18 protein-coding genes and 1 riboswitch are annotated in these 25,164 nt (G+C 65.4%); of the genes, 7 read left to right on the forward strand and 11 right to left on the reverse strand.

The window, feature by feature from the left end:
• Positions 1-35: 35 nt before the first annotated feature.
• The 3 genes from gcvP to gcvT all read right to left on the reverse strand — a co-directional run bounded on the left by gcvP (position 36) and on the right by gcvT (position 4,611).
• Entirely contained in the window at positions 36-2,924 is a 2,889-nt protein-coding gene (gcvP, locus tag XH92_RS18290; protein ID WP_194460448.1) for an aminomethyl-transferring glycine dehydrogenase, read from the reverse strand.
• A gap of 156 nt (positions 2,925-3,080) precedes the next feature.
• Positions 3,081-3,446, reverse strand: a complete 366-nt coding sequence (gene gcvH / locus XH92_RS18295) for a glycine cleavage system protein GcvH (protein WP_194460449.1) — start codon at positions 3,444-3,446, stop codon at positions 3,081-3,083.
• Between the two features lie 19 nt (positions 3,447-3,465).
• Entirely contained in the window at positions 3,466-4,611 is a 1,146-nt protein-coding gene (gcvT, locus tag XH92_RS18300) for a glycine cleavage system aminomethyltransferase GcvT (RefSeq protein ID WP_194460450.1), read from the reverse strand.
• A 140-nt stretch (positions 4,612-4,751) separates the two neighbouring features.
• Positions 4,752-4,842, reverse strand: a riboswitch (glycine riboswitch).
• A 202-nt stretch (positions 4,843-5,044) separates the two neighbouring features.
• Between gcvT and alaS the strand changes: the two genes are divergently transcribed.
• The gene (gene alaS / locus XH92_RS18305; RefSeq protein ID WP_194460451.1) at positions 5,045-7,720 is read left to right on the forward strand and encodes an alanine--tRNA ligase; all 2,676 of its coding nucleotides are present in this window, start codon (positions 5,045-5,047) and stop codon (positions 7,718-7,720) included.
• Between the two features lie 11 nt (positions 7,721-7,731).
• A complete protein-coding gene (locus XH92_RS18310; RefSeq protein ID WP_194461313.1) occupies positions 7,732-8,982 on the forward strand; it encodes a cyclic nucleotide-gated ion channel in 1,251 nt (416 codons plus the stop codon).
• 55 nt (positions 8,983-9,037) lie between these two features.
• Here XH92_RS18310 and XH92_RS18315 read toward each other — a convergent pair whose 3' ends face one another.
• From XH92_RS18315 to XH92_RS18325, 3 genes are all read right to left on the reverse strand, one after another.
• Entirely contained in the window at positions 9,038-9,538 is a 501-nt protein-coding gene (locus XH92_RS18315) for a DUF3455 domain-containing protein (protein ID WP_194460452.1), read from the reverse strand.
• Between the two features lie 37 nt (positions 9,539-9,575).
• Entirely contained in the window at positions 9,576-10,790 is a 1,215-nt protein-coding gene (locus XH92_RS18320) for an NADP-dependent isocitrate dehydrogenase (protein WP_194460453.1), read from the reverse strand.
• 228 nt (positions 10,791-11,018) lie between these two features.
• On the reverse strand, positions 11,019-12,746 hold the full coding sequence (locus XH92_RS18325; protein WP_246788479.1) for a S9 family peptidase: 1,728 nt from the start codon (positions 12,744-12,746) through the stop codon (positions 11,019-11,021).
• A gap of 329 nt (positions 12,747-13,075) precedes the next feature.
• Here XH92_RS18325 and XH92_RS18330 point away from each other — a divergent pair, with 329 nt between their 5' ends.
• Both XH92_RS18330 and XH92_RS18335 read left to right on the forward strand, forming a co-directional pair.
• Positions 13,076-14,275, forward strand: coding sequence for a TrmJ/YjtD family RNA methyltransferase (locus XH92_RS18330; RefSeq protein WP_194460454.1), 1,200 nt, complete (start codon positions 13,076-13,078; stop codon positions 14,273-14,275).
• A gap of 438 nt (positions 14,276-14,713) precedes the next feature.
• Positions 14,714-15,559: a c-type cytochrome gene (locus tag XH92_RS18335; RefSeq protein ID WP_246788480.1), complete on the forward strand. Its 846-nt coding sequence runs from the start codon at positions 14,714-14,716 to the stop codon at positions 15,557-15,559.
• A gap of 17 nt (positions 15,560-15,576) precedes the next feature.
• Here the strand turns inward: XH92_RS18335 and XH92_RS18340 are convergent, their stop codons facing one another.
• From XH92_RS18340 to XH92_RS18355, 4 genes are all read right to left on the reverse strand, one after another.
• Complete coding sequence (locus tag XH92_RS18340) at positions 15,577-16,347, reverse strand: SDR family NAD(P)-dependent oxidoreductase (protein WP_194460455.1); 771 nt, start codon at positions 16,345-16,347, stop codon at positions 15,577-15,579.
• Between the two features lie 100 nt (positions 16,348-16,447).
• Positions 16,448-18,112 carry a thiamine pyrophosphate-binding protein gene (locus tag XH92_RS18345; RefSeq protein ID WP_194460456.1) on the reverse strand — a complete coding sequence of 555 codons (1,665 nt, stop codon included), beginning with the start codon at positions 18,110-18,112 and terminating at the stop codon, positions 16,448-16,450.
• Between the two features lie 113 nt (positions 18,113-18,225).
• The gene (locus tag XH92_RS18350) at positions 18,226-19,452 is read right to left on the reverse strand and encodes an ABC transporter substrate-binding protein (RefSeq protein WP_194460457.1); all 1,227 of its coding nucleotides are present in this window, start codon (positions 19,450-19,452) and stop codon (positions 18,226-18,228) included.
• 229 nt (positions 19,453-19,681) lie between these two features.
• On the reverse strand, positions 19,682-20,143 hold the full coding sequence (locus tag XH92_RS18355) for a PACE efflux transporter (protein WP_194460458.1): 462 nt from the start codon (positions 20,141-20,143) through the stop codon (positions 19,682-19,684).
• Between the two features lie 148 nt (positions 20,144-20,291).
• Here XH92_RS18355 and XH92_RS18360 point away from each other — a divergent pair, with 148 nt between their 5' ends.
• From XH92_RS18360 to XH92_RS18370, 3 genes are all read left to right on the forward strand, one after another.
• Positions 20,292-21,182 (forward strand): LysR family transcriptional regulator, encoded by an 891-nt coding sequence (locus XH92_RS18360; RefSeq protein WP_194460459.1) that lies wholly within the window; start codon positions 20,292-20,294, stop codon positions 21,180-21,182.
• A 95-nt stretch (positions 21,183-21,277) separates the two neighbouring features.
• A complete protein-coding gene (locus tag XH92_RS18365) occupies positions 21,278-22,006 on the forward strand; it encodes an SDR family oxidoreductase (RefSeq protein WP_194460460.1) in 729 nt (242 codons plus the stop codon).
• 122 nt (positions 22,007-22,128) lie between these two features.
• A complete protein-coding gene (locus XH92_RS18370) occupies positions 22,129-23,715 on the forward strand; it encodes a tetratricopeptide repeat protein (protein WP_194460461.1) in 1,587 nt (528 codons plus the stop codon).
• Between the two features lie 4 nt (positions 23,716-23,719).
• Here the strand turns inward: XH92_RS18370 and XH92_RS18375 are convergent, their stop codons facing one another.
• Positions 23,720-24,937, reverse strand: a complete 1,218-nt coding sequence (locus XH92_RS18375; RefSeq protein ID WP_194460462.1) for a GGDEF domain-containing protein — start codon at positions 24,935-24,937, stop codon at positions 23,720-23,722.
• Positions 24,938-25,164 lie beyond the last annotated feature (227 nt).

Below are 25,164 nucleotides of genomic sequence, written 5' to 3' on the forward strand. Positions count from 1 at the left end.
CCCATCTTACAACCACTCATCCTACGACAATGGTGCTACTCCGCCGCCTGCGCGTAATCCTCGATCGGCGGGCACGAGCACACCAGGTTGCGATCGCCATAGACGTTGTCGACGCGCCCGACCGGGCTCCAGTATTTGTCGGAGCGTGACACGCCCGCCGGGAAGCAGCCCTCGGCGCGGGTATAGGCCCGGTTCCAGGCATCGTCGGCGATGTCGTGCACGGTGTGCGGCGCGTGGCGCAGCGGCGAGGCCTCGATCTTCCAGCGGCCCTTCTCGACCTCGGCGATCTCGTTGCGGATTGCGATCATCGCGTCGCAGAAGCGGTCGATCTCGAACTTCGATTCCGATTCCGTCGGCTCGATCATCAGCGTGCCCGCCACCGGGAAGCTCATGGTCGGCGCGTGGAAGCCGTAGTCGATCAGCCGCTTGGCGATGTCGTCGACGGTAACGCCGCTGGTCGCCTTCAGCGCCCGCGGATCGACGATGCATTCATGCGCGACGCGGCCGCGCTCGTTGCGATACAGCACCGGGAAATGCGGCTGCAGCCGCGCGGCGATGTAGTTGGCATTGAGGATCGCAACTTCAGTGGCGCGCGTCAGCCCTTCGCCGCCCATCATCAGGATATAGATGTAGGAGATGGTCAGGATCGACGCCGAGCCGAACGGCGCGGCCGACACCGGGCCGATGGCGTGTGCCGTCGTCCCGTCGGTTGCGGGATGGCGATTCTCAGGATGACTTGGCAGATAGGGCGCAAGATGCGCTTTCACGCCGATCGGGCCCATGCCGGGGCCGCCGCCGCCATGCGGAATGCAGAAGGTCTTGTGCAGGTTGAGATGGCTGACATCGGCGCCGTAGTCGCCGGGCCGCGACAACCCGACCTGCGCGTTCATGTTGGCGCCGTCGAGATAGACCTGGCCGCCATGCGCATGCACGATGTCGCAGATCTCGCGGATGTGCTCCTCGAACACGCCGTGGGTCGACGGATAGGTGATCATGACCGCGGCGAGATTGGCGGAGTGCTTCTCGGCCTTGGCGCGCAGATCATTGACGTCGACGTCGCCGCGCGCATCGCACGCCACCACCACGACCTCCATGCCGACCATCGCGGCCGAGGCCGGATTGGTGCCGTGCGCGGAGGAGGGGATCAGGCAGACCTTGCGGTGCGGCTCGCCGCGCGCGAGGTGATAGCCGCGGATCGCAAGCAGCCCGGCATATTCGCCCTGCGCGCCCGAATTCGGCTGCAGCGACACCGCATCATAGCCGGTGATGTCGCACAGCCACTGCTCCAGCCGTTTGAACAGCAAGTGATAGCCCTTGGCCTGATCTGAGGGCGCGAACGGATGCAGATTGCCGAACGCCGGCCAGGTCAGCGGGATCATCTCGGTGGTGGCGTTGAGCTTCATCGTGCAGGAGCCGAGCGGGATCATCGCGCGGTCGAGCGCGAGGTCGCGGTCGCTGAGCTTGCGCATGTAGCGCAGCAGCTCGGTCTCCGAGCGATGGGTGTTGAACACCGGATGGGTGAGGAACGCGCTGGTGCGCCGCAGCTCCTTCGGCAGCGCCTCGCGCGCGGCCGCCTCGATCTCGGCAAAGCTGAGCTTGCCGCCGAACACGCGCCAGACCGCTTCGACGGTCTCCGGCGTCGTGGTCTCGTCGAGCGCGATGCCGAGCGTGCCGGCGCCGATGCGCAGATTGATCCGCTCCGCCTGCGCGCGGGAGACGATCTCGATCTGCTTTGCTCCGGCCTTGACAGTCACGGTGTCGAAGAACGCCTCACTGGTCGGCGCAAAACCGAGCTTGCGCAGGCCTGCCGCGAGCACGGTGGCGCGGCGATGCACGCCGCGTGCGATATGGGTCAGGCCCTCGGGTCCGTGATAGACCGCATACATCGAGGCGATCACGGCGAGCAGCACCTGCGCGGTGCAGATGTTGGAGGTCGCCTTCTCGCGGCGGATGTGTTGCTCGCGGGTCTGCAGCGCCAGCCGATAGGCCGGTGCCCCACGCGAATCCACCGACAGGCCGACGATGCGGCCGGGCAGCGAGCGCTTCAGCGTGTCGCGCACCGCCATGTAGGCGGCATGCGGTCCGCCATAGCCCATCGGCACACCGAACCGCTGCGCCGAGCCGATCGCGATGTCGGCGCCGAGCTCGCCGGGCGAGGTCAGCAGCGCAAGCGACAGCAGGTCCGCGGCGACGACCGCCAGCGCGCCCTTGGCGCGCAGCGCTGCGATCGCCGGCCGGAGGTCGCGCACCGCGCCCGACGTCCCGGGATATTGCAAGAGCGCGCCGAGCACGTCGGCGTTGTCGAGCTCGGTCAGGGGATCGCCGACCAGCAGCGCCCAGCCGAGCGGCGCGGCGCGCGTGCGCATCACCGCCAGCGTCTGCGGATGCACTTCCTTGTCGACGAAGAACACCTTCGCCTTCACCTGCGAGTGCCGCTCGGCGAGCGCCATCGCCTCGGCCGCCGCGGTCGCCTCGTCGAGCAGCGAGGCGTTGGCGATGTCGAGCCCGGTGAGGTCGCAGATCATGGTCTGGAAGTTGAACAGGGCTTCGAGCCGGCCCTGGCTGATCTCCGGCTGGTACGGCGTATAGGCGGTGTACCAGGCCGGGTTCTCCAGGATGTTGCGCTGGATCACCGCGGGCAGGATGGTGCCGGAATAGCCTTGGCCGATCAGCGAGGTGAAGGTCTGGTTCTGCGCGGCGAGCTCGCTCATATGCGCGAGCGCCTCGGTTTCGCTCAGCGCGCGGCCGAGATCGAGCGGCGCCTTCTGGTGGATCGACGCCGGCAGCGTCTCGTTCATCAGCGCCTGCAGGCTCGCGGCGCCGACCGTCTCCAGCATCGCGTTGATGTCGCGCGGCGACGGACCGATATGGCGGCGGACGAAATCGGTGGCGGCTTCGTTGATCGGCTTGAAGGGCGCGTTCATGACGTGGTCCTCGTTGTCAGCCGTCATACCCCGCGAAAGCGGGGTATCCAGTACGCCGGGACATCAGTGATTGAGCTGAAGAGCCGCGGCGTACTGGATCGCCCGGTCAGGCCGGGCGATGACAGTGAGTGTGTGGTCGCTATCTGCTTCATTCTCTCAGGCGGTGTGCGCGGTGTAGGCGGCCTCGTCCATCAGGCCGCCGAGTTCGCCCTTGTCGGCAATCTTCAGCTTGAAGAACCAGGCCTTGCCGCCGGCATCCGAATTGACCAGCGCGGGCTCGGCGGCGAGCGCCTCGTTGACCTCGATCACCTCGCCGGTGATCGGCGCGTAGACGTCGGAGGCGGCCTTGACGGATTCGACGACCGCGGCGGCCTCGGCCTTCTTCAGGCTGCGGCCGACCTTGGGCAGTTCGACGAACACGACGTCGCCGAGTTGGGACTGCGCGTAATCGGTGATGCCGATCGTGGCGACGTCGCCTTCGATGCGGAGCCATTCGTGGTCGGACGTGTACAGCGTCGTCATGGGATCGATCCTTCAGCGTTTAGCGTTTGTAGGTATTGGGGACGAAGGGCGTCGCGGCGACCTTGAGCGGCAGCCGCTGGCCGCGCACTTCGGCGAAAACGGTGGTGTCGAGCGCGGAAAGGGATGTCGGCAGATAGCCCATCGCAACCGGCGCATTGAGGCTCGGGCCGAAGCCGCCCGAGGTCACCTTGCCGATTGGCTCGGTCGAGGTCGGGTCGGCGAACAACAAGGCGCCTTCGCGCACCGGTGCGCGGCCCTCCGGCCTGAGGCCGACGCGGCGGCGCGACGCGCCTTGTGCGAATTGGGTGAGGATATTGTTCGCCCCCGGAAAACCGCCGGCGCGGGCGCCGCCGCTGCGGCGGACCTTCTGCACAGACCATTCCAGCGCGCCTTCGACCGGCGTCGTCGTGGTGTCGATATCGTGGCCATAGAGGCAAAGCCCGGCTTCGAGCCGCAGGCTGTCGCGCGCGCCGAGCCCGATCGGCAGGACATCTGGATTGTCCAGCAGCGCGGTGACCAGGGCTTCCGCCTTGTCCGCGGGCACTGAAATCTCGAAGCCGTCCTCGCCGGTATAGCCGGAGCGCGAGACGAAGCAGTCGATGTCGGCGACGCGGCGCGGGCCGGCGTCCATGAATTTCATCGAACCGACATCTGGACAAAGTTTCGCCAACGCCGATTCGGCCTTCGGCCCCTGCAGCGCGATTAGCGCGCGGTCGGCCAGCGACACGATCTCGCAGCTGTCGGAGAGATGCGCGCGCAGATGCGCCTCGTCCTCTTCCTTGCAGGCGGCGTTGGCCACCAGGAACAGGTGGTCGCCGAAATTCGCCACCATCAGGTCGTCGAGCAGGCCGCCCTCGTCGTTGGTGAATTGCGCGTAGCGCTGCCGTCCCGGCGCGATGCCGACGATGTCCTGCGGCACCAGTTTTTCCAGCGCGAGCGCTGCGTCGCCGACCTTGCCCGATTTGGCCTTCAGCACGAGCTGTCCCATGTGGGACACGTCGAACAGGCCGGCGTCCTTGCGGGTGTGCAGGTGCTCCTTCAGCACGCCGGCGGTGTATTGCACCGGCATGTCATAGCCGGCGAAGGGCACCATCTTGGCCCCGCGCGCCAGGTGCAGCGCGTGCAGCGGGGTCTGTTTCAGCGGGGAAGTTTCGTGCGCAAGCATCACAGGGCCCTCGCGGTTCCCGCCGGGGACCTATTTCCCCTTGAGAAACCTGCAGAAAGCCCCATCTGTCGCTGTGCCTGAGAGTATTATCCCGTCGGCGGACGCATCGGGGAGAACCCCAGCGCCTCTTTCCAGATGTCAGACGTCACGCGGTCCTTTTGCCTGAGAGTTTCCGGGGCGGTTGCTCCTTCGGCGCCGGCGATAAGGCCGGTCTCTCCCGACGTGACGGGGTAACAGGTAGGTAGAAAACACGGCGCCGCCAAGACTGTCAACGCAGCTCTCGCCGCTATCCAATGGGCATTGTGCTGCCGCGGCAAGCCCATGATCCGCCTGCACAGTTTCTGGACACCGCAGCTGGCAATGTCTAAAAGCGTTCGGCCGGAAAATGACGCCTTTTTGCGGCTGGCCGGCCCCTTTTTCCGATTGGATGAACATGAGCAGCGTCAACGACATCAGGTCGACATTTCTGAACTTCTTCAAGGAGAACGGCCACGAGATCGTGGCCTCGTCGCCGCTGGTCCCGCGCAACGACCCGACCCTGATGTTCACCAATGCCGGCATGGTGCAGTTCAAGAACGTCTTCACCGGCGTCGAGAAGCGCTCCTATCAGCGCGCCACGACGTCGCAGAAGTGCGTGCGGGCGGGCGGCAAGCATAACGACCTCGACAATGTCGGCTACACCGCGCGCCATCTCACCTTCTTCGAGATGCTCGGCAACTTCTCGTTCGGCGACTACTTCAAGGAGCGCGCGATCGAGCTCGCCTGGAATCTGATCACCAAGGATTTCGGGCTGAAGAAGGACAAGCTGCTCGTCACCGTCTACCACACCGACGACGAGGCGGCCGGTTACTGGAAGAAGATCGCGGGCTTCTCGGACGACCGCATCATCCGGATCCCGACCTCGGACAATTTCTGGGCGATGGGCGATACCGGCCCGTGCGGTCCGTGCTCCGAGATTTTCATCGACCGCGGCGAGCACATCTGGGGCGGACCTCCGGGCAGCCCGGAGGAAGACGGCGATCGCTTCCTCGAGTTCTGGAATCTGGTGTTCATGCAGTACGAGCAGGTGACGAAGGAGGAGCGCGTGGCGCTGCCGCGTCCCTCGATCGACACCGGCATGGGGCTGGAGCGCATGGCGGCCATCCTGCAGGGCGTCGAGAGCGTGTTCGAGACCGATCTGTTCCGCCATCTGATCGATGTGGCTTCGTCGGCGCTCGGTCATGGGCCGAATGCGCAGAACGTGGCGTCGTACCGGGTGATCGCCGACCATCTGCGCTCCTCGGCGTTCCTGATCGCCGACGGCGTGCTGCCCTCGAACGAGGGCCGCGGCTACGTGCTGCGCCGGATCATGCGCCGCGCGATGCGCCACGCGCAGCTGCTCGGCGCCAGCGAGCCGCTGATGCATCGGCTGGTCTGGGCGCTGGTCCGCGAGATGGGCCAGGCCTATCCGGACCTGGTGCGTGCGGAGAAGCTGATCGAGGAGACGCTGCAGCTGGAAGAGACCCGCTTCCGCAAGACGCTGGTGCGGGGACTATCGATCCTCGACGAGAAGAGCGCCGGCCTCAAGAAGGGCGATATGTTCGACGGCGACACTGCCTTCACGCTGTACGACACCTATGGCTTCCCGCTCGACCTGACGCAGGACGCGCTGAAGTCGCGTGGCATCAGCGTCGACCAGGCCGCGTTCACCGATGCGATGGAGCGGCAGCGCGAGAAGGCGCGCGCCTCCTGGGCCGGCTCCGGCGAGGCGGCGACCGAGACCATCTGGTTCCCGCTGCGCGAGAAGCTCGGCGCGACGGAGTTTTTGGGTTACGAGACCGAGAGCGCGGAAGGCGTGGTGACGGCACTGGTCAAGGACGGCGCCGAAGTCGGCGCACTCAAGGCCGGCGAGACCGGTTCGATCGTGCTGAACCAGACGCCGTTCTATGCCGAGTCCGGTGGTCAGGTCGGCGACGTCGGCGTCCTCACGGGCGAGGGCGTCAAGTTCCGCGTCACCGACATGCAGAAGAAGGCCGGCGACGTGTTCGTGCATGTCGGAACGGTGGAGCAGGGCACCTTGAGCGTCGGCACCGCGCTGCAGCTCGAGGTCGACCACGCAAGACGTTCGTCGATCCGCGCCAACCACTCGGCGACGCATCTGCTGCACGAGGCGCTGCGCCAGGTGCTCGGCGATCACATCGCGCAGCGCGGCTCGCTGGTCGCGCCCGACCGCCTGCGCTTCGATTTCGTGCATCCGAAGCCGATCACGCCGGAAGAGCTCGCCCGGGTCGAGGACATTGCCAACGACGTCGTGCTCGAGAATGACGAGGTGACGACCCGCATCATGGGTGTCGACGACGCCCGCGAGGCCGGTGCCCGCGCATTGTTCGGCGAGAAATACGGCGACGAGGTTCGCGTCGTCTCGATGGGCAAGAGCGCCCGCGAGTACGGACAGAACGCACTCGGCTGGTCGGTCGAGCTCTGCGGCGGCACCCATGTCCGCCGCACCGGCGACATCGGCCTGATTTCGGTGACCAGCGAGAGCGCGGTCGCCTCCGGCGTTCGCCGCATCGAGGCGCTGACCGGCAATCACGCGCGCAAGCACGCCAACGACACGATGGCACTGGCGAAGACCGCGGCGCTGGAGCTGCGCACCACGATCGAGGACGTCCCGGCGCGCATCGCAGCCCTGATGGAGGAGCGCAAGAAGCTCGAGCGTGACCTGTCGGATGCCAGGAAGAAGCTCGCGATGGGCGGTGGCGGAGCGTCGTCGAATGGCGCCGCCTCCGGCGTCCGCGAAGTCGGCAACGTCAAGCTGCTCGCGCGCGCGGTCGAGGGCGTCGAGACCAAGGATCTGAAGAGCCTGGTCGACGACGGCAAGAAGCAGATCGGCTCGGGCGTGGTTGCGATCGTCGGCGTCACCGAGGACGGCAAGGCCGGCATCGTGGTCGGCGTCACCGCCGACCTGACCTCGCGCTTCAACGCGGTCGAGCTGGTGCGCAAGGGCTCCGAGGTGCTCGGCGGCAAGGGCGGCGGCGGCCGGCCCGACATGGCGCAGGCCGGCGGCCCCGACGGCGCCAAGGCCGACGCCGCGCTGTCGGCGATCGAGCAGGCAATGGCCGGCGCCTGACGGAGAGGCTGATCGTGGCGACGGCTCCGCTCAAGCCCACGATCAGCGATCCCGGGCTGCGCGATCGTCTCTACGAGCTGCTCGAACGCGATGATCTGCCGCATTCGGGTGGCTCGCGGTTTGCTGCGGTCATCGTCGCCATCATCGCCGTCGACGTGCTGGCGGCGATCCTGGCCTCCGTGCCCGAGATCGACGCGCAGTTCGGCTGGCCGCTGACGGCGATCGAGATCGCGGCGGTGGCCGCCTTCGCACTGGAATACGCCGCGCGGCTCTGGAGCGTGGTCGGCCACTCCCTGCGCGACATGACGCCGCTGCAGGCGCGGCTGGAATATGCCTTTTCGGCGCTCGGCGTGATCGACCTGCTCGCGTTCCTGCCGTCGGCGATTGCGCTTGCGATCGGTGACAAGACCGCGCTGGTGCTGTTCGGCATGCTGCCGTTCCTGAAGCTGGTACGCTATTCGACCGCGATGCGCTCGCTGCTGGCGGCGCTGCATGCCGAGCGGCGTACGCTGTTCGGCTGCGTCGTGATCCTGACCGGCGCGGTGCTGCTGTTCGCGGCGCTGCTCTATGCCATCGAGCACAAGGTGCAGCCGGACAAGTTCGGCACCATGCCGCAGGCGATGTGGTGGGCGATCGTGACGCTCGGCACCGTCGGCTACGGCGACGTCGTCCCGGTGACGCCGCTCGGGCGGATCGTCACCGTGGTTGCGATCGTGGTCGGCTTTGCGATGATCGCGCTGCCGGTCGCGATCATCTCGACCGCGTTCGCCGACGAGGTCCGGCGCCGCGACTTCGTCGTGACCTGGGGCATGCTGGCGCGGGTGCCGCTGTTCTCGCATCTCAACGCTGCCGACATCGCCGACATCATGCGGCTGTTGCGGTCGCAGACCATCGAGGCCGGCGAGGTGCTGGTGCGGCGCGGCGATGCGGCGTCGTCGATGTATTTCATCACCGCCGGCGAGGTCGAGATCGACCTGCCGAGCCAGCGCGTGCGGCTTGCCGACGGCACATTCTTCGGCGAGATCGCGCTGCTCAGGCGGACCAGCCGCTCCGGCACGGTGACGGCGATGCGGAAGACCAAGCTCTTGCTGCTCGATGCGCAGGACTTCCATGCCCTGATCGAGCGGATGCCGGCGCTCGCCGCGCATGTCCGGGAGACCGCGGAGGCGCGGCTTGCCGATCCGCTCACGGCCGGCGGCGACCTTGCCGCCGCGGAGATCGCCCAGGCGCCGCACGAGACCGACGGCGGCATCCGCGATTAGTTCTTTTGACGCGTTTTCTTAGCGCGAACCGGGATCCACTTCGCTCGAAAACGCTCTAGTCGCGGCGCAGGAACACGTAGTCCGCCGAGTACGCCGCGCCCTTCAGCGCGCCTGATTTGTCGCAGGCGCCGCTGAGCTCGCCGCCGGAGGTATTGATCCGCTGCACGGTGGCGACGCTGGAGAAGAGGCCGTTGCCGCGGTGGGAGATCACCTCGAGCTTCAGCCAAGGAATATCCGCAGGGGTCGCGCCCGGTGCGCTGCCGGCGGTGCGGGCAGTGACGGCGCTGCCGTCGACATGCTCCCAGTTCGGGCCGGCATAGTGGCGGCCGACGGTGCGGCCATCGGCGATCAGGGTGGCGACCGGTTCGCGGAACGACCAGGCGAGCTTGCCGTCGGTGACCGGCTTGCATTCGTAGACCTGAACGCCCTCGGCATGGACGGTGAGAACCGGGGATTCGGCCGGCGCCGCGACGGCGTCGGGCAGGGGATCGGCGGCGAGGGCCGCCGACCCGGTGAGCAGGAAAGATGCGAGCGCAACGGCTCTGACAACGGCCATGATGAACGCTCGCACCTGTCGTCCGGAGACGGCGGCCTCAGGCCGCCATCGCCTTTCCGAGATTCTCGGCAACCTTGTCGAGGAAGCCGGTGGTCGAGAGCCAGCGCTGATCGGCGCCGACCAGGAGCGCGAGGTCCTTGGTCATGTAGCCCTCTTCGACGGTCGCGACGCAGACCTTCTCCAGCGTGGTGGCGAACTTCGCCAGCGCCTCGTTGTTGTCGAGCTTGGCGCGGTGGGCGAGGCCACGGGTCCAGGCGAAGATCGACGCGATCGAGTTGGTCGAGGTCTCCTTGCCCTTCTGGTGCTCGCGGTAGTGCCGGGTCACGGTGCCGTGGGCGGCTTCGGCTTCCACCGTCTTGCCGTCCGGGGTGAGCAGCACCGAGGTCATCAGGCCGAGCGAGCCGTAACCCTGGGCCACGGTGTCGGACTGCACGTCGCCGTCATAGTTCTTGCAGGCCCAGACATAGCCGCCGGACCATTTCAGCGCCGAGGCCACCATATCGTCGATCAGGCGGTGCTCGTAGGTCAGGCCCTTGGCCTCGAATTCCTTCTTGAACTCGCGGTCGTAGATGTCCTGGAAGATGTCCTTGAAGCGGCCGTCATAGACCTTGAGGATGGTGTTCTTGGTCGAGAGGTAGACCGGGTAGTTGCGCAGCAGGCCGTAGTTGAGCGAGGCGCGGGCGAAATCGATGATGGAGTCGTCGAGATTGTACATCTCCATCGCGACGCCGGCGCCGGGCGCCTTGAACACCTCCCGCTCGATCACGGTGCCGTCCTCGCCGACGAACTTCAGCGACAGCGTGCCCTTGCCGGGGAACTTGATGTCGGTGGCGCGGTACTGGTCGCCATAGGCGTGGCGGCCGATGATGATCGGCTTGGTCCAGCCGGGAACCAGGCGCGGCACGTTCTTGCAGATGATCGGCTCGCGGAAGATCACGCCGCCGAGGATGTTGCGGATGGTGCCGTTCGGCGACTTCCACATCTGCTTCAGGCCGAACTCCTTCACCCGGGCCTCGTCGGGGGTGATGGTGGCGCATTTGACGCCGACGCCGACCTTCTTGATGGCTTCGGCGGCGTCGATGGTCACCTGGTCATTGGTCTCATCCCGGTATTCCATGCCGAGATCGAAATACAGCAGTTCGACATCCAGGAACGGGTTGATCAGCTTGTCCTTGATGTACTGCCAGATGATCCGGGTCATCTCGTCGCCATCGAGCTCGACGACGGGGTTGGATACCTTGATTTTTGCCATGACGGAGAGGCCCTCTTGGGAACGGCGCGCTTTTGACGGCGGGGATGGAAAATACGCCTGCGCTATAGCACCGCCCGGGGACCGGCGGAAGCGCACCGGTTATGCACTTTCAGCCCATCTTTTCACCGAGAGCCGCCATTCTGATTGGATCAGAATGCCGCCCCCCGGTCGTTGTTTTTGACGGGTTTTCTTCACACGAACCGGTACCCACTTCGCTCGAAAACCCTCCTAAAATGCGACCTGGGTCGCGGTCCCGGCCACGATGTACCAAGTCACGAACAGCCCCGCGATCAGGGCCCCCGGCAGGCTCGATCCGGTCCGCCGCCAGGTGAAGGTCGCGATCACGGCGACGATCGCCAAGAGCGGCACGAACTGGATCGCGACGATAGTCGAGAGCGGCACGAAACCGGGGTCCGGGACCGGGTTGAACAGCTTTCCGGTCAGCCACAGCGTTCCGTATTGCAGCACCAGCAACACGATGAAACCGAATGTCAGCGCCAGGATGTTGGTGAGGTACAGCGCCCCGCGTGGCGCATCCATGGTCGAGAAATTCCGGTGCAGCACGTGCAGCGCCACTACGAAAAACGCCGTGAACGGAATCAGATAGATCAGGAAGATGAGGAATTGCTTCGCGCTCATCAATTTGAGTGCGACGATCCAGAACCTGAAGTCGATCTTGAAGGCGAGGTCGGCGAGCCAAAGCGCGGCGTAGCCCACCGCAACCGACGCCAGCGCGATCACGACGGATTGACCGACGAGGCCGGCCCGGCTGGCCCGCTTCGGGGCGAACGACATCAGGGCCAGCGTGATCAGGCCGTTGATGATGGCCCAGACCAGGATCTGGTTGGTGATGCCCTGCGGCAGGAACGCGCTCGGCGTGACGAAGGTGCCGCCCAGCGCGAAGGCCGGGTAGTAGGTCAGCGCCGGGATGAAGGCGGAGAGGATGAACGCCGTGGTCCAGCGCCGGCCGCTGGCGGCCTGATGCGCCGGCATGGTGCCGTCGGCGACCGCCGGCAGCCGCAGGCGGGAGAACATCGGTGCCTCCAGCAGCCCGTCGAACGTCCCGATCATGAGCGCCACGAAGCCGATCAGCGCGATCAGCGTGCCGATCTCCTTGCGGAACCAGATCTGGTCGTCGACCGGACGCGGGGTGCCGCCCTTCAACGTCTTGGCGAACCAGTCGAGGCTGTAGCCGATCGCCTCATGCGAAATGTGCTCGGCCGGATGGGTCATCGCCGGGATGTACAGCACCCGCGCGGTGCCGTTGGCCGGATCGCCGTAGATCTTGCCCGGCTCGACCGCGCCTTGCGTTCCGAACAGCGCCCAGAGTTTCGGGCTCGTGGTGACGTCGCGCGCCATCTGGACGCCCCACATCAGGTCGGGAAATTCCTCGTACTGGGCGAACACCAGCGCGGTGTTGCGCGGCCAGCTCGCGGTGCCCTCGGCGGCGAACGGCTTGCCGGTGGACGAGCCCTCCAGCACCATCGACTTGTAGTCGTTGGGCATCGCTGCGGCGGCCGCGAGCACGGTCCAGCCGCCCATCGAATGGCCTTCGAGCCCGATGTTCTCCTTGTCGACGAAGGGCAGGCTGCGGAGATAGGCGAGGCCGTCAGGTCCGCCAAAGCCGTTGGCGAAGGAAGGCGGGTCGCTGTAGCCGTGGCCGGTCTGGTCGAGCGCCAGCACGACGTAGCCGCGGCGGGCGAACTCGATGGCGAAGCCGTCCTGGGTCTCGCGCGAATTGATATAGCCGTGCACCGCGAGGATGCCGGGCGCCGGGATCTGGGGCGTCGCGTTCGGCGGGATGTAGAGCAGGGCGCTCATGGTGTTGCCCTTGGCGCCCTTGAACCTGACATCCTCGATCCGGATGCCGCCCGCGGTCTGCGTGAGGTGGGCGAGCAGGCCCCCCGCCACGATCAAGATCAGGCCCAAAATGGCCAGCGTCCATCTGCCTCGCATCGTCGTCCCCCCAAAGTGCTTCGACCAAATGCCTCGCCGTTCAACCGGCGTCTCAAGCGTGCCTTTACAGCTTCGCTTTGGTTGTGGTTGATAGCCTATCCGAAGGCCAAGCGCGCGCAAGCGGCAGGCCTCGCTCCGTGCGTTCGGGATTCCGATTGAGGATTCGCAAACGCCGCTAACCCTGTTATCTCCTTGGAGAAAATGGCCCCGCGCAAAACCGGTGCAAAGCTGGTCGATGCTGCCTCTTGGGGCACCACATGAGAGTTTGAATCAGCCGCTTCGGAAGCTGATTCAAAATCTTCAGACCTTGAATCAGAAAGTGAAGTGAGATGTCCGGCACCGACAAGACCAAGGCAGGGCACGACCTTGCCGGTCCCGTCGTCATCCTGGTCGAGCCGCAGCTTGGCGAGAACATCGGCATGGCCGCGCGCGCGATGGGCAACTTCGCGCTGACGAGGATGCGCATCGTCAACCCGCGCGACGGCTGGCCGAACATCGCGGCCCAGCGCGCCGCCGCCGGCGCCGATCACATCATCGGTTCCGTCGAGCTGTTCGACACGGTCGAGCAGGCGATCGCCGATCTCACGCTGGTGTTCGCGACCACCGCGCGCGCCCACGACCAGGCCAAGCCGGTGGTCGGGCCGGAAGGCGCGGCGCGGGAGATCGTTGGTCATGTCGCATCCGGCGGCGGGGCCGGCGTCCTGTTCGGGCGGGAGCGCTCCGGCCTGACCAACGACGAGGTCGCGCTCGCCAACCGCATCATCACCTTTCCGGTCAACCCGGGCTTCGCTTCGCTCAATCTGGCGCAGGCGGTGCTGCTGATGGGGTATGAATGGTTCAAGCTCTCGACCGCGGGTGCGCTGCCGTTTGCGATGCCGGAGCGGTCCGAGCCGGCCTCCCAGCACCAGATGCAGGCGTTCTTCGACAACCTCGTGGCCGAGCTCGACAAGGTCGAGTTCCTGCGTCCGGCCGAGAAGCGCGACACCATGCTGGTGAACCTGCGCAACATCTTCACCCGGATGGATCCGACCAAGCAGGACATGCACACGCTGCACGGGGTGGTGATGGCGATCGCCGAGGGCCGCAAGGGCCCGGCCAAGGGCGGGGTGCTCGACGGCGCCCAGGCGACGCGCCTGCGGGCGCTGCTCGCCGAGCAGGGGCAAGGCGGTGCCGCCGCCGACAACTCCAGCACGGTGCGTGGGCTCGCCCGGCTGCTCCGCCGCAACCCGACCGACGCCGAGCGGATCCTGTGGCAGGCGCTGACCCGGGACCGCCGCTTCGCCGGCCAATTCAAGCGCCAGACCCCGGTCGGCCGCCACATCCCCGACTTCGTCTCCTTCGTGCACCGGCTCGCGATCGAGCTGGTCAATGCCGGCGAGAGCGATGCCATCGGCACCGACCGCGCCAAGCGCAGAGCCTGGCTCGAGGCGCGCGATTATCGCGTCGTCGACATGCAGGTGGCCGATGTCGAGCGCGACCTCGACGGCGAGCTGGCGCGGCTGGAGGGGAGCTTGCGGGAGGGGCGGTGAGTCCTGGCCGTTGTTCTGCTGCGCGGCAAGAGTGAGTTCGAAGCACGATTCCTCTCCACGCGTCGTCCTGGCTTTCGCCAGGACGACGAGGGCCCAACAGCTTGTTCGGTGTCATCACCCGCGGACGCCGGGCGATGACAGCGCTGTTGATCCCGACAGCCGGTGCCTCGCATTTCGGCGTGGTCACGCTGCCTTCTCAATCGCCTGAAATCTGCTAGATTTTGTTTAGCCACCTCTCAGGCAATCGGGTGTGCCCAAGAGAGGGGCGGCGATCGTACCATCGACCCGCGCGCAGCTTTTCTTGCGCGCCAGCTACGTAGTTTTGCACATTGCCTTCGCACCGTTGAACACCGGTGCGCACATTTCACTGACGTACGTTTTTGAAGCCAGAATCGATCTGAGCTCTATCGCCATACTTAATTGATTGGAGGCGTCGTCATGATCCGTATCGGATCGGTAGCGTTCGTTATCGGCGTGGTATTGACCAGCCCGGTCAGCGCAGAATCGGAATTGGTCGCGCGCGGTGATTACCTCGTCAATGGCATCCTGACCTGCGGCAATTGCCATACTCCGAAGGGACCGTCAGGAGAGATCAGCGACAAGGCGTTTTCCGGCGGCCTGTCATGGGATGAGCCACCGTTCAAGGTCACAGCCCCGAACATCACGCAAGACAAGGAAACCGGCATCGGCAATTACACCGACGCCGAACTCAGGCAATTGCTGCGCAAGGGCGTCAAGCGCAACGGCGCGCGGGTCGCCATGATCATGCCGAGTGGCTACTACGAGATCATGACCGATCGCGATCTCGATGCGGTGATCGCTTATCTGCACACGATCAAGCCGATCAGCAATGCGGTGCCGGAGCCGGTCTACAAGATGGCACAGCGACATCCTGTTCCGCCGGGCGGTGAGAGCCCGTACACCGAAGCGATGTTGGGCGACAAGGTGCAGCAAGGATTCTACCTCGTCACGATCGCGCACTGCATGGAGTGCCACACCCCGATGGGGCCGCAAGGGCGAGAATTCGCCACCAGCATGGCCGCCGGCGGCGGCAAGTTTTCGGGACCCTGGGGCGTCTCGGTCTCGCGGAACATCAGCTCCAGCAAGACCAAAGGCATTGGCGGCTGGACCGACGACGAGATCAAACGCGCGATCACGCAGGGCGTCAGCAAGGACGGCGGCAAGCTCAATCCGCCGATGGGCTTCCATTATTACGCCACCGTGTCGGCTGCCGATCTCGACGCCATCGTCGCCTATCTGCGCACGGTGCCGGCAAAGGAATAGCCTGGCTGAAGCGTACCTCAGGCGGCGCTGTAGCCGCCGTCGACCACCTGCGATGCGCCGGTCATGAACGACGCCTTGTCCGAGCACATCCAGACCACGGCCTCCGCGATTTCCTCGGGCACGCCGAGGCGGCGTGCGGGCACCTTGGCGATGATCTCGTCGTAACGCTCGTCCATCGTCTCCTTGGTCATCGGCGTCTTGATGTATCCGGGATTGACGCAATTCACGCGGATGCCGTCCTGGGCATATTCGATCGCAGCAGACTTGGTCAGCCCGACGACGCCGTGCTTGGTCGCGACGTAGTGGCCTGACGTCGCAAGGCCGATCAGCCCGGCGATCGAGGCCGTGTTGACGATGGCGCCGCCACCGCCCTGCCTCAGCATTTGCGCGATCTCGTATTTCAGGCACAGGAACACGCCCATCAGGTTCACCGAGAACATCTTCGCCACCGAAGCCTGGGTGAGTTCATGAATGCGCTGGCCGGGCGGGCCGACGGAGCGTCCGGCCACGCCGGCATTGTTGAACGCACAATCGATGCGGCCAAACGCCGAGACCATGCGAGCCACCATGTTGGCGACACCGGCCTCGTCGGTGACGTCGCCCTGGATCGCGATCGACTGGCCGCCGGCGGCATTAATCAAGGCGACCGTCTCGTCGATTCCATCCTTCGAGAGGTCGGACACCGCCACGCGCGCGCCTTCACGCGCCATGGCAATCGCCGTTGCCCGGCCGATGCCGGAGCCACCGCCCGTCACCAATGCAGCCTTGCCGTCCAGAATGCCTGCCATGAGAAACTCCTCCAGCTTTTTATTTGAGCATGATCTACGCGCAAACGCGTTCCGCGTTTGTCGCGAGGGAAAACCGCTGCGCACTTTTCCGGATCATGCTCTAGCGCTTTCCTTCGATTGAGATCTCGACGAGGTACGGCCGCCGGGCTGCGACAGCCTTTGCGACTGCACCGGCAATGTCGTCGGCCTTCTCGACCCTGATCGCCTCGACGCCCATGCCGGCCGCGAGATGTACGAAGTCGAGCGCGGGACCGGTGATATCCATGTTCTGATAGGGATGCTGGGTGCCGGCTTCGAAATTCTGTCGCCAGACGTCCACATTGTGCTTGAGTATGCGGTACTCGCGGTTCGCGAGCACCACGAACACGATCGCGAGCTTGTGGTGCGCGGCGGTCCACAGCGCCTGGATCGCATACATGGCCGAGCCGTCGCCGGAGATCGCGACAACCGGACGGTCCGGCATTGCGACCTTGACGCCGATCGCGCCGGCGAGGCCCTGGCCGATGCCGCCGCCACGTCCGCCGAAATAGTCGCCGAAGCCGCGATAGTCGAAGGCGCGCGCGAGATCGAGGCTCGCCGTGATGCTTTCATCGACGATGACCACGTCATCAGGCAGGCCGCGACGAAGTTCCGCGGTGACGCGCGGCATCGAACTCGGCTCGCGGTTCCAGCCCTTCTCTACGCGCGCGCGATAGGCTTCCTTCTCCTTGGCCTGCAGTGCGGCCAGTGCGGCATTGCGGTTCTGCGCGGCCTGCCTGAAGTGCGCGCTTGCCTTGGTGCGCAGCGTGTCCGTCAATGCACTGATGCTGACGGCGATGTCGCCGACGATGCCGGCGTCGAGCCGGTTGTTGAGCGCAAGACGCTCGGCCGAGGCTTCGATCTGGAGCACGGACGCGCCGTCGGGAATGTGGCCATCAGGCGCAAACCAGATGTCCTCGAAGAACGGACCGCCAATGAGGAGAACGAGATCGGTGTCGCCGAGCGCCTTGCGCACCTGCCGGGCGTCGCCGGGGAGCGACTGCCGATAGCTCGGATGACTGGTCGGGAACGGCGCGTGATGCCGCAGCCCTTCGAACCACACGGTGGCGCCGATCGCCTCCGTCAGTGCAACCAGCGCCTGCTCGCCGCCCGATCGCGCCACGTCGTCGCCGGCGATGATGGCCGGATTGTTCGCCTTCAGAAGCAGCGCGACCAGGGCCTCGATGCCTGCCGGATCGGGGCGTGTCGACCGCCACAGCTTGTCCGGCGTCGATGCATCGACCGCGGTCTCCTGTTCCAGGACGTCGATCGGGAGCGATACGAACACCGGCCCCTGCGGCGCATCGGTCGCCACCTTGAACGCGCGGCGCATGATCGGCGCGATCTCGTCTGCGCGCTCGATCTGCACGCTCCACTTCGTCACCGGGGCTGCTATCGCAACGAGGTCATGGCCGAGCAGCGGATTGTTGAGCCGCATGCGCGTGTCCTGCTGACCCGCCGTCACGACCACCGGCGAATTTGCTTTCAGCGCGCCATAGAGCGAGCCGATGCCGTTGCCAAGGCCGGGAGCGACGTGCAGGTTGGCGACGGTGACGCGTCCCGATGCCTGCGCATAGAAGCTGGCGGCGCTGACGGCGACACCTTCATGCAACGCCATGATGTATTCGAGCTGCGGAAACGCCGGCAGGCTGTCGAGCAGCGGCGTTTCCGTCGTGCCGGGATTGCCGAAAATATGACGCACGCCGTGCGACACGAAAGATTCCATCAGCACACGGCGTCCACGCATTCACATCCTCCCGGTTGGTTCTGGTCCGTTTTGCGTATCATCGGCCGGTGAGTGGCCGATGGCAACTGCAAGACGGTTCGCGTCGGCGGCGCCGATGCAGCCGGCGCGGACGATCACGCCTTCGAGATGCCGCCGTCGATGACGGGGCCCAGCGGCTCGTAGCGTTCGCCGCTGAAGCGCGTCAGCTGCAATTGTTCGAGCGGATAGTAGTCGGTCGGCGAGGTGTTGATCTTGATGCCGGGCAGCAGCATGTCGGATTCGACATCCTTCAAATTCGCCGCTTGCTTGATGATGCTCTCGGACGACACGTCGTCGCCGCACTGCTTGAGCACCTGAACCAGGATCTGGCTGGTGAGATAGCCGGTGACGGCGTAGATGTCGTTCTTGGCCGCCGCCGGATCGTATTTGTCGAGGAAGGCGCGCCATTTCTGAATGGCGGGATCGCTGTCCCAGGCAGCGTCGACGGGATCCTTCAGATAGGCGCTCGAAATGATCCCCTTGGACTCGCCGAAGCCCGCGGCCTTCAGTGTCGAGCCGGCGGAGGAGGCGTTGTTGCCGACGTAGTGCGCCGGCTGCCAGCCGAGCTCGGCGATCTTCTTGATCCCTTGCGCCGCGAATTTCGGCGTGGTCATGCTCATGAACACGTTGGCGCCGGCGGATTTGCAGCGGACCACCTGGCTGTCGATGGTCGGGTCCGCGGTTTCGTACGACAGCTCGGCCACGATTGCGGAGGTCTTGGCGCCAAGTCCGTCCTTGAAACCCTTCAGCACGTCGCGTCCGAAATCGTCGTTCTGGTAGACGATGCCGATCTTGGGATCGCTCTGCGTCGCCAGCACGTGCTGCGCGAAAGCGCGGCCCTCGATCTGGTAGCAGGGCTGGAAACCCATCGTGTACGGGAAATTCTTGTAGTCGCCGAACTTGGTCGCGCCCGAGGCGATGAAGAGGTGCGGCACCTTCTTCTGGTTCATGTATTTCATGATCGCCGCATTGGTGGGCGCACCAAGCGGCGCAAACAGCACGTCGATCTCGTCGCCTTCGACGAGCTTGCGCGCCTGCTCGACGGTCTTGGCCGGGCTGTAGGCGTCGTCATAGGTGATGTACTTGATCATGCGGCCGTTGATGCCGCCTTGCTCGTTGATCATCTTGAAATAGCCGCCAGGCGTGCGGCCGATCGACGAATAGACCGCAGCCGGTCCCGAATAGGCGTCGATGTTGCCGATCACGATCTCGGTCTTGCCCTTGGCAATGGCGGGCTTGCCGAGCAGCAGCGTGGCTGACGTGGCAGCAGTGCCCTTGATGAGATCACGGCGGGTGAGCTGGGGTGAGCGGTTCCTTGGCATTGTCGTCCTCCGTTTCTTGTTGTTGGCCGTTTGGCATTATTGGCCGGTTGGCAGCCTCTGACGGGCATGTCGACTTGAAGCATTTCACAGCCTCCGAGCCGGATCAAACCAGTCTAGGAGTGGTGTGCGGCGGAACTTGTGTGCAGTCGCTATTGCCGGAAATATTCGCGCGGTGTCAGGGTCCGGCGCGGCAGATCGCATGATCCACCGCGCCGGGCGCCGAGATTGATCAGGCCGCCAGGGCCCGGCTCGCCGTGCCATCGTGCGTGCGGAGCGCGCGCAGCGGAAACACGCGATCGTACGCGAGGTTGAAGACGAACGCGTAGACCAGATAGAACGCGACGATCGAGATATCCATCATCAGCGCAGCCCACAGCGAGATGCCGAGATACCAGGCGACGAATGGGATCAGCAGCACGATCAGGCCGGCCTCGAACAGCATCGCGTGCGCGACGCGGATCGGCATCGTCTTGGCGACACGGCCGGTGACGCGGACCAGCGCGTGGTCGAAGCCGAGATTGAACAGCAAGTTCCAGATCGTCGCCACCGTCGCCGAGACGACGCCGATGACGCCCATATGGGCGACCGGCTGATTGAACAGCCAGGCGGCTGCCGGCGTGAAGATGGCGATACCGATCAGTTCGAACAGGACTGCGTGCCTGATCCGGTCGGAGAAGGAACGCATGGACATTTTGAAACCCTTTCTTGGTTCTTGTTTGACGCGTTTTCTTCACGCGAACCGGTATCCACTTCGCTTGAAAACGCTCTTGTCGTTGTGACCGGATTTCTATCTGATATTGTGGGATAACAAAGTTAGGTAATATCTGGAAAAGAGATAGATGACCGTTTCCATGGATCAACTCGAATCCTTCGTGGCGGCGGCCGAGCAGGGCTCGTTTTCCGGCGCGGCGCGGCTGCTGAAGAAAGCGCAATCGGCCGTCAGCACCCACGTCGCCAATCTGGAGACAGACCTCGGGATTGCGCTGTTCGACCGGGCCGGTCGCAATCCGGTGCTGACCGAAGCGGGCGCGCGGCTGTTGCCGGAAGCAAAACTGATCCTCGATCGCCGCGAGCATCTGATCGGCGTTGCGAGCAGCTTCGAGGCCCATGTCGAGAAGCGCCTGGTGGTGGCGATTGACGAGCTCTATCCGGAGAGTGCGGTCGGGGAGCTGTTCGCGGAATTCGCCGGGCGCTTTCCGCATGTCGAGCTGGAGCTGCTGTTTCCGATCATGGAGGACGTCAGCCGGCTCGTGCTCGACGGCAAGGCCGATGTCGGCGTGATGTGGCGGCAGGAGCAGCTGCCGCCCGAGCTCGGCTTCAAGACCATCGGCTGGGTGCCGCTGCAGCTGGTCTGCGGCAAGAACCATCCGCTGGCGCATGGGCGGGTGGATTGGGAGGAGCTGAAGCGGCACCGCCAGATCATGGTCACGGTGCGCAACGAAGGCACCGAGCGCCACCGGCTGCGTGTCGCAGCGGAGGTGTGGTGGGTCGAGAGCCATTGGGTGATCCTGCAAATCCTCAAGCAGGGCGTCGGCTGGGCGCTGATCCCGGCCCACATCATGGCGAGCTCGCAGATTGCCGAAGAGCTTGCGGTTCCCGAACTGGAATTCGACGAGGGCGCACATCCGGTCGCGCTCGAAGTGGTCTGGCACAAGCAGCGGCCGGCGGGGCCGGCGGCAAAATGGCTGCGCCGCCGCTTCGCCACGCGACCGCCGATGCTGCGCATGTGATGCGACGAGCGCGCCGCCGCCCATCGCACGGGAGCTGACATCGCGGCTCCGATGTGTTGCCATGCGTGCCGCACTGACCTGACAGGATGAAGACGATGGCGAAGCAATTGGAAGGCAAGGTCGCGGCCGTGACCGGAGCGGCGTCAGGTATTGGACTTGCGAGCAGCGAGGCGATGCTGGCGGCGGGCGCGCGCGTGGTGATGGTCGACCGCGACACGGCCGCGCTCGAGGCGCTCGCCGGCAGGCACGGCGATGCGGTGATCCCGCTGGTCATCGACCTGCTCGACCCCAACGCCTGCGCACGTCTGTTGCCGCAGGTGCTCGAGAAGGCCGGCCAGCTCGACATTCTGCACGCCAATGCGGGGATCTATGTCGGCGGCGATCTCGTCGATGCCGACAGCAGCGCGATCGACCGGATGCTGAACCTCAACGTCAACGTCGTGATGAAGAACGTGCACGACGTGCTGCCGCACATGATCGCGCGGGCGACCGGCGACATCATCGTCACGAGCTCGCTCGCCGCGCATTTTCCGACGCCGTGGGAGCCGGTCTATGCGTCGTCGAAATGGGCGATCAACTGCTTCGTGCAGACGGTGCGGCGCCAGGTGTTCAAGCACGGCATCCGCGTCGGAGCGATCTCGCCCGGGCCCGTGATCAGCGCGCTGCTGGCCGACTGGCCGGCGGAGAAGCTCGCAGAGGCCAAGGCGGCGGGCAGCCTGCTGGAGGCCAGCGATGTCGCCGAGGTCGTGATGTTCATGCTGACCAGGCCGCGCGGCATGACCATCCGCGACGTCGTGATGCTGCCGACGAATTTCGATCTGTAGGCGGCGTCACGCGATGCCGCGTGGGGCCCGTCACGACCTCGCGGGTTGTCCCGCGAGGCAACGAAAGGTTGTGTTGCGTGCGCGAGCTTTGCTAAAAGCCTCCGGTGGGCGCGGGGGACGACGTGACGAAATCATTGGTGTGTGTATTCGCCATCAAGGCGTTGACGATGGCGTTTGGCGTGTTGTTGGCCACGATTCCAACCGCCCGCGCGCAACTTTCGCCGGCTGCGAAGTGCAACACGACTGTAAATATCAGTGTGGATGATCGTATCGCCGGCTGTACCGCCGTGATTGAAGCCACGCCTGCCAATCTGCAAGGGACGATCTTTGCGTACTTTCGGCGGGCTATGTTCCTTCTTCAAAAGGGCGAGGTAGATCGGGCGATCGCAGACTACAACCACGTCATCGAGCACGATCCGAAGAATCAGATCGCCTTTCTGCGCAGGGCATGGGCGCACAAAGGGAAAGGCGAAGTCGATGAAGCCATCGCCGACTACGACAGGGCAGTCGAACTCAATCCAAAGGATGCCTACGCGTATCTGGGACGGGCCGGCGCCTATGTCATGAAACGAGACGCCGACCGCGCGATCGCCGACTATGGCCAGGTGATTCTGATCCATCCGGACAATGTCGCCGCATATCTCGGCCGTGCGGAGGCCTCCGTCCTCAAGAGCGAACCGGACCGTGCCATTGCCGACTGCAATCGCGCGATCGAAATCAGCCCGGAGCGGGGCGCCGGCGCCGGGCTCATCTGCCGCGCCCGCGTGCGTATCACCAATGGCGACTTTTCAACTGGGTTGGCCGACCTCAACCAGGCCATCCAGTTCAATCCAAAAGACGCGGGCGCGTACCTGACGCGCGCCGCCGCCTACATGATGAGGCGGGATATCGATAGCGCGATCGCCGACTACAGCGAGGTCATTGCAGTTCATCAGGACAATGTCGACGCGTATGTCGGTCGCGGGCGGGCCTACGACTTCAAGGACGAGCCGGACCGTGCCATGGCCGACTGCGATCGGGCGATCGCGATCGGCGGGCAGCGCGGGGCGACTGCTGGGCTGCTCTGCCGTGGCCACACGCACGTCGCCAAGGGAGATCTTGAGCTTGCCTCGGCCGACTTTGATCAGGCTATCCAGCTTAGTCCGAACGCCCCCGGACTTTATGAGAGCCGTGCCGCCGTCTTTCTCGCGCGTGGTGACCGCGAACGCGCGCTATCCGATATCAAGCAGGGGCTCCAGCTGGCTCCGGATGCACCTGGTCTCTACCGTGTGGCCGCGGTCGTTCGCTTCCAGGACGGCCTTTTGTCGGAGGCACGCGACGATCTCGTTCACGCAAGCGAGCTCGACCGGAAGAATCCTTACACGCAGCTATGGCTCGACCTCGTCCGCCACAAATCCGGCCAACCGAGCGGCCTTGACGAGGCCTCCGGGCGGCTCGACATGTCAGAATGGCCGGCGCCGATCGTTCGCCTGTTCCTCGGCGCCATGACGCTGGAGGCTGTCGTGAAGGCCGCCGACGATGCCAATCCGGTCAAGATGAAAGGGCAGCTCTGCGAAGCGCATTTCTATGCCGGTGAGCTGGCGCTGGCGAAAGGTGCGACGGACGAGGCCGTGCGGCTGCTTCGCCTGGCCGCGGACGGATGCCCGAAGACCTACATCGAATGGGCTCCCGCCAATGCCGAGCTTCGCAAGCTCGATACCAGGCACTGATGTCTCAGGCGGCGCCGCGATCTAGGGCCGGCGCGGGGTCCTTCTTCGTCAGCCGGCGCAGCGCCGCGACATTGGTTGCGACGGAGGCCAGGCGGCACTGCGCCTTGCCGTCGGATTTGGCCTCATAGAGCGCGGCATCGGCAACGGCCAGAAGTTCCTCGGCCTCGGTGCCGTGCTCAGGTGAAACGGCGACGCCGACACTGACGCCGACCTTTGCCAAGGTGCCGTCGGCGAGCCGGTAGGGCATCGTGACGGCCTGGATGATGCGATGGCCGACCGCGAGTGCCTGCTCGGCAGTGACGCCGTTCGCCAGCACCACGAATTCATCACCGCCGAGCCGGGCGATCACCGCGGTCTCCGGCAGAACACGCCGCAGCCGCTCGGCGGCCAGCATCAGCACCTGGTCGCCGGCCGCATGACCATAGGTGTCGTTGACCGGCTTGAAATTGTCGAGGTCGAGGAACAGCAGCGCGAACGGCCCGCTATCTCCGGCCGGGGCCGCGAGCGTCGCGTTGAGCGCCGCGACGAAGCCGGCGCGATTGCGCAGGCCGGTCAGGGTGTCGTGATGGGCAAGATGGCCGTTCTCGCGCTCGGCCCGCATGGTCGCGATCAGCATCTTGTTGAGGCGGAAGGCCGCGACCGTCATCGCCGCGAGATACATCGGCACTTGCAGGAACACGATGAACAGCAGCGGCTCGCCGGCCAGCGCCGCCCCGGGCACGATCGGGCCGAGGCTGAGCAGGATCATGGTGCCGGCAAGGCGCGGAGCGCTGAAGTTGCGGAAGCAGATGCCGCCGACCATCGCCGCCGCCGACAGCGAGGCCAGCATCGCAACCACCCAGTCGCCGCTTGCGAGGCTGATCAGGATGCCGAAGCCGACGCTGGTGCTCCAGGCCACCGCGAGGACGAGGTGCAGATCGGTCGGCGTCGGCCGCCGCTCGCGCGCCGCGCGATGCGCAACCACCAGTACCGCCAGTCGCGAGAGGCAGATGACGAGTTCGAGGACGACCCAGGTGATGAACGGCGCGGTCGGCTCGCGGATCGCAATCACGGCCGCGACGGCGACCGTATTGACCGCGCCGGCCGCGAACACCGGCAGCGAGCCGTAGAGATCCCCGATCAGCGCCGCGCGGATGTCATCGGGCACGCCGGGGCCGGCGTCGGCGAGCCAGCGCGTCACGCCCCAGCGCGGCTGGCTGTATCGTCCTTTTTCGGACTGCATTGTCCTTGCCTCGTACTTTCACCTCGCAACTGACCCGGCCGGACCTAACAGGCGTTTAAGGCCGCGACGGATCGCGCGGCGTGATTGACGACGGGTAAACCCGGCGGGCGATCGCGCCGCAGAAATACCGGCGCCGGACGCCGCGCTGCGGGCGTTGGTCGCGACGATCCCTCCGGCCGGGAGGTAATTTTCGCGCGGCGGCGGGATTAATCGGCGCCGGCAAGGGT

It is taken from the genome of Bradyrhizobium sp. CCBAU 53421, from assembly GCF_015291625.1.
In the GTDB taxonomy this organism is placed as follows: Bacteria; Pseudomonadota; Alphaproteobacteria; order Rhizobiales; family Xanthobacteraceae; genus Bradyrhizobium.

Coding starts and splice junctions, on each gene's coding strand:
- gcvP (WP_194460448.1), bottom strand. CDS start 2,924: ATGAACGCGCCCTTCAAGCCGATCAACGAAGCCGCCACCGATTTCGTC.
- gcvH (WP_194460449.1), bottom strand. CDS start 3,446: ATGACGACGCTGTACACGTCCGACCACGAATGGCTCCGCATCGAAGGC.
- gcvT (WP_194460450.1), bottom strand. CDS start 4,611: ATGCTTGCGCACGAAACTTCCCCGCTGAAACAGACCCCGCTGCACGCG.
- alaS (WP_194460451.1), top strand. CDS start 5,045: ATGAGCAGCGTCAACGACATCAGGTCGACATTTCTGAACTTCTTCAAG.
- XH92_RS18315 (WP_194460452.1), bottom strand. CDS start 9,538: ATGGCCGTTGTCAGAGCCGTTGCGCTCGCATCTTTCCTGCTCACCGGG.
- XH92_RS18320 (WP_194460453.1), bottom strand. CDS start 10,790: ATGGCAAAAATCAAGGTATCCAACCCCGTCGTCGAGCTCGATGGCGAC.
- XH92_RS18325 (WP_246788479.1), bottom strand. CDS start 12,746: ATGCGAGGCAGATGGACGCTGGCCATTTTGGGCCTGATCTTGATCGTG.
- XH92_RS18330 (WP_194460454.1), top strand. CDS start 13,076: ATGTCCGGCACCGACAAGACCAAGGCAGGGCACGACCTTGCCGGTCCC.
- XH92_RS18335 (WP_246788480.1), top strand. CDS start 14,714: ATGATCCGTATCGGATCGGTAGCGTTCGTTATCGGCGTGGTATTGACC.
- XH92_RS18340 (WP_194460455.1), bottom strand. CDS start 16,347: ATGGCAGGCATTCTGGACGGCAAGGCTGCATTGGTGACGGGCGGTGGC.
- XH92_RS18345 (WP_194460456.1), bottom strand. CDS start 18,112: ATGCGTGGACGCCGTGTGCTGATGGAATCTTTCGTGTCGCACGGCGTG.
- XH92_RS18350 (WP_194460457.1), bottom strand. CDS start 19,452: ATGCCAAGGAACCGCTCACCCCAGCTCACCCGCCGTGATCTCATCAAG.
- XH92_RS18355 (WP_194460458.1), bottom strand. CDS start 20,143: ATGTCCATGCGTTCCTTCTCCGACCGGATCAGGCACGCAGTCCTGTTC.
- XH92_RS18360 (WP_194460459.1), top strand. CDS start 20,292: ATGACCGTTTCCATGGATCAACTCGAATCCTTCGTGGCGGCGGCCGAG.
- XH92_RS18365 (WP_194460460.1), top strand. CDS start 21,278: ATGGCGAAGCAATTGGAAGGCAAGGTCGCGGCCGTGACCGGAGCGGCG.
- XH92_RS18375 (WP_194460462.1), bottom strand. CDS start 24,937: ATGCAGTCCGAAAAAGGACGATACAGCCAGCCGCGCTGGGGCGTGACG.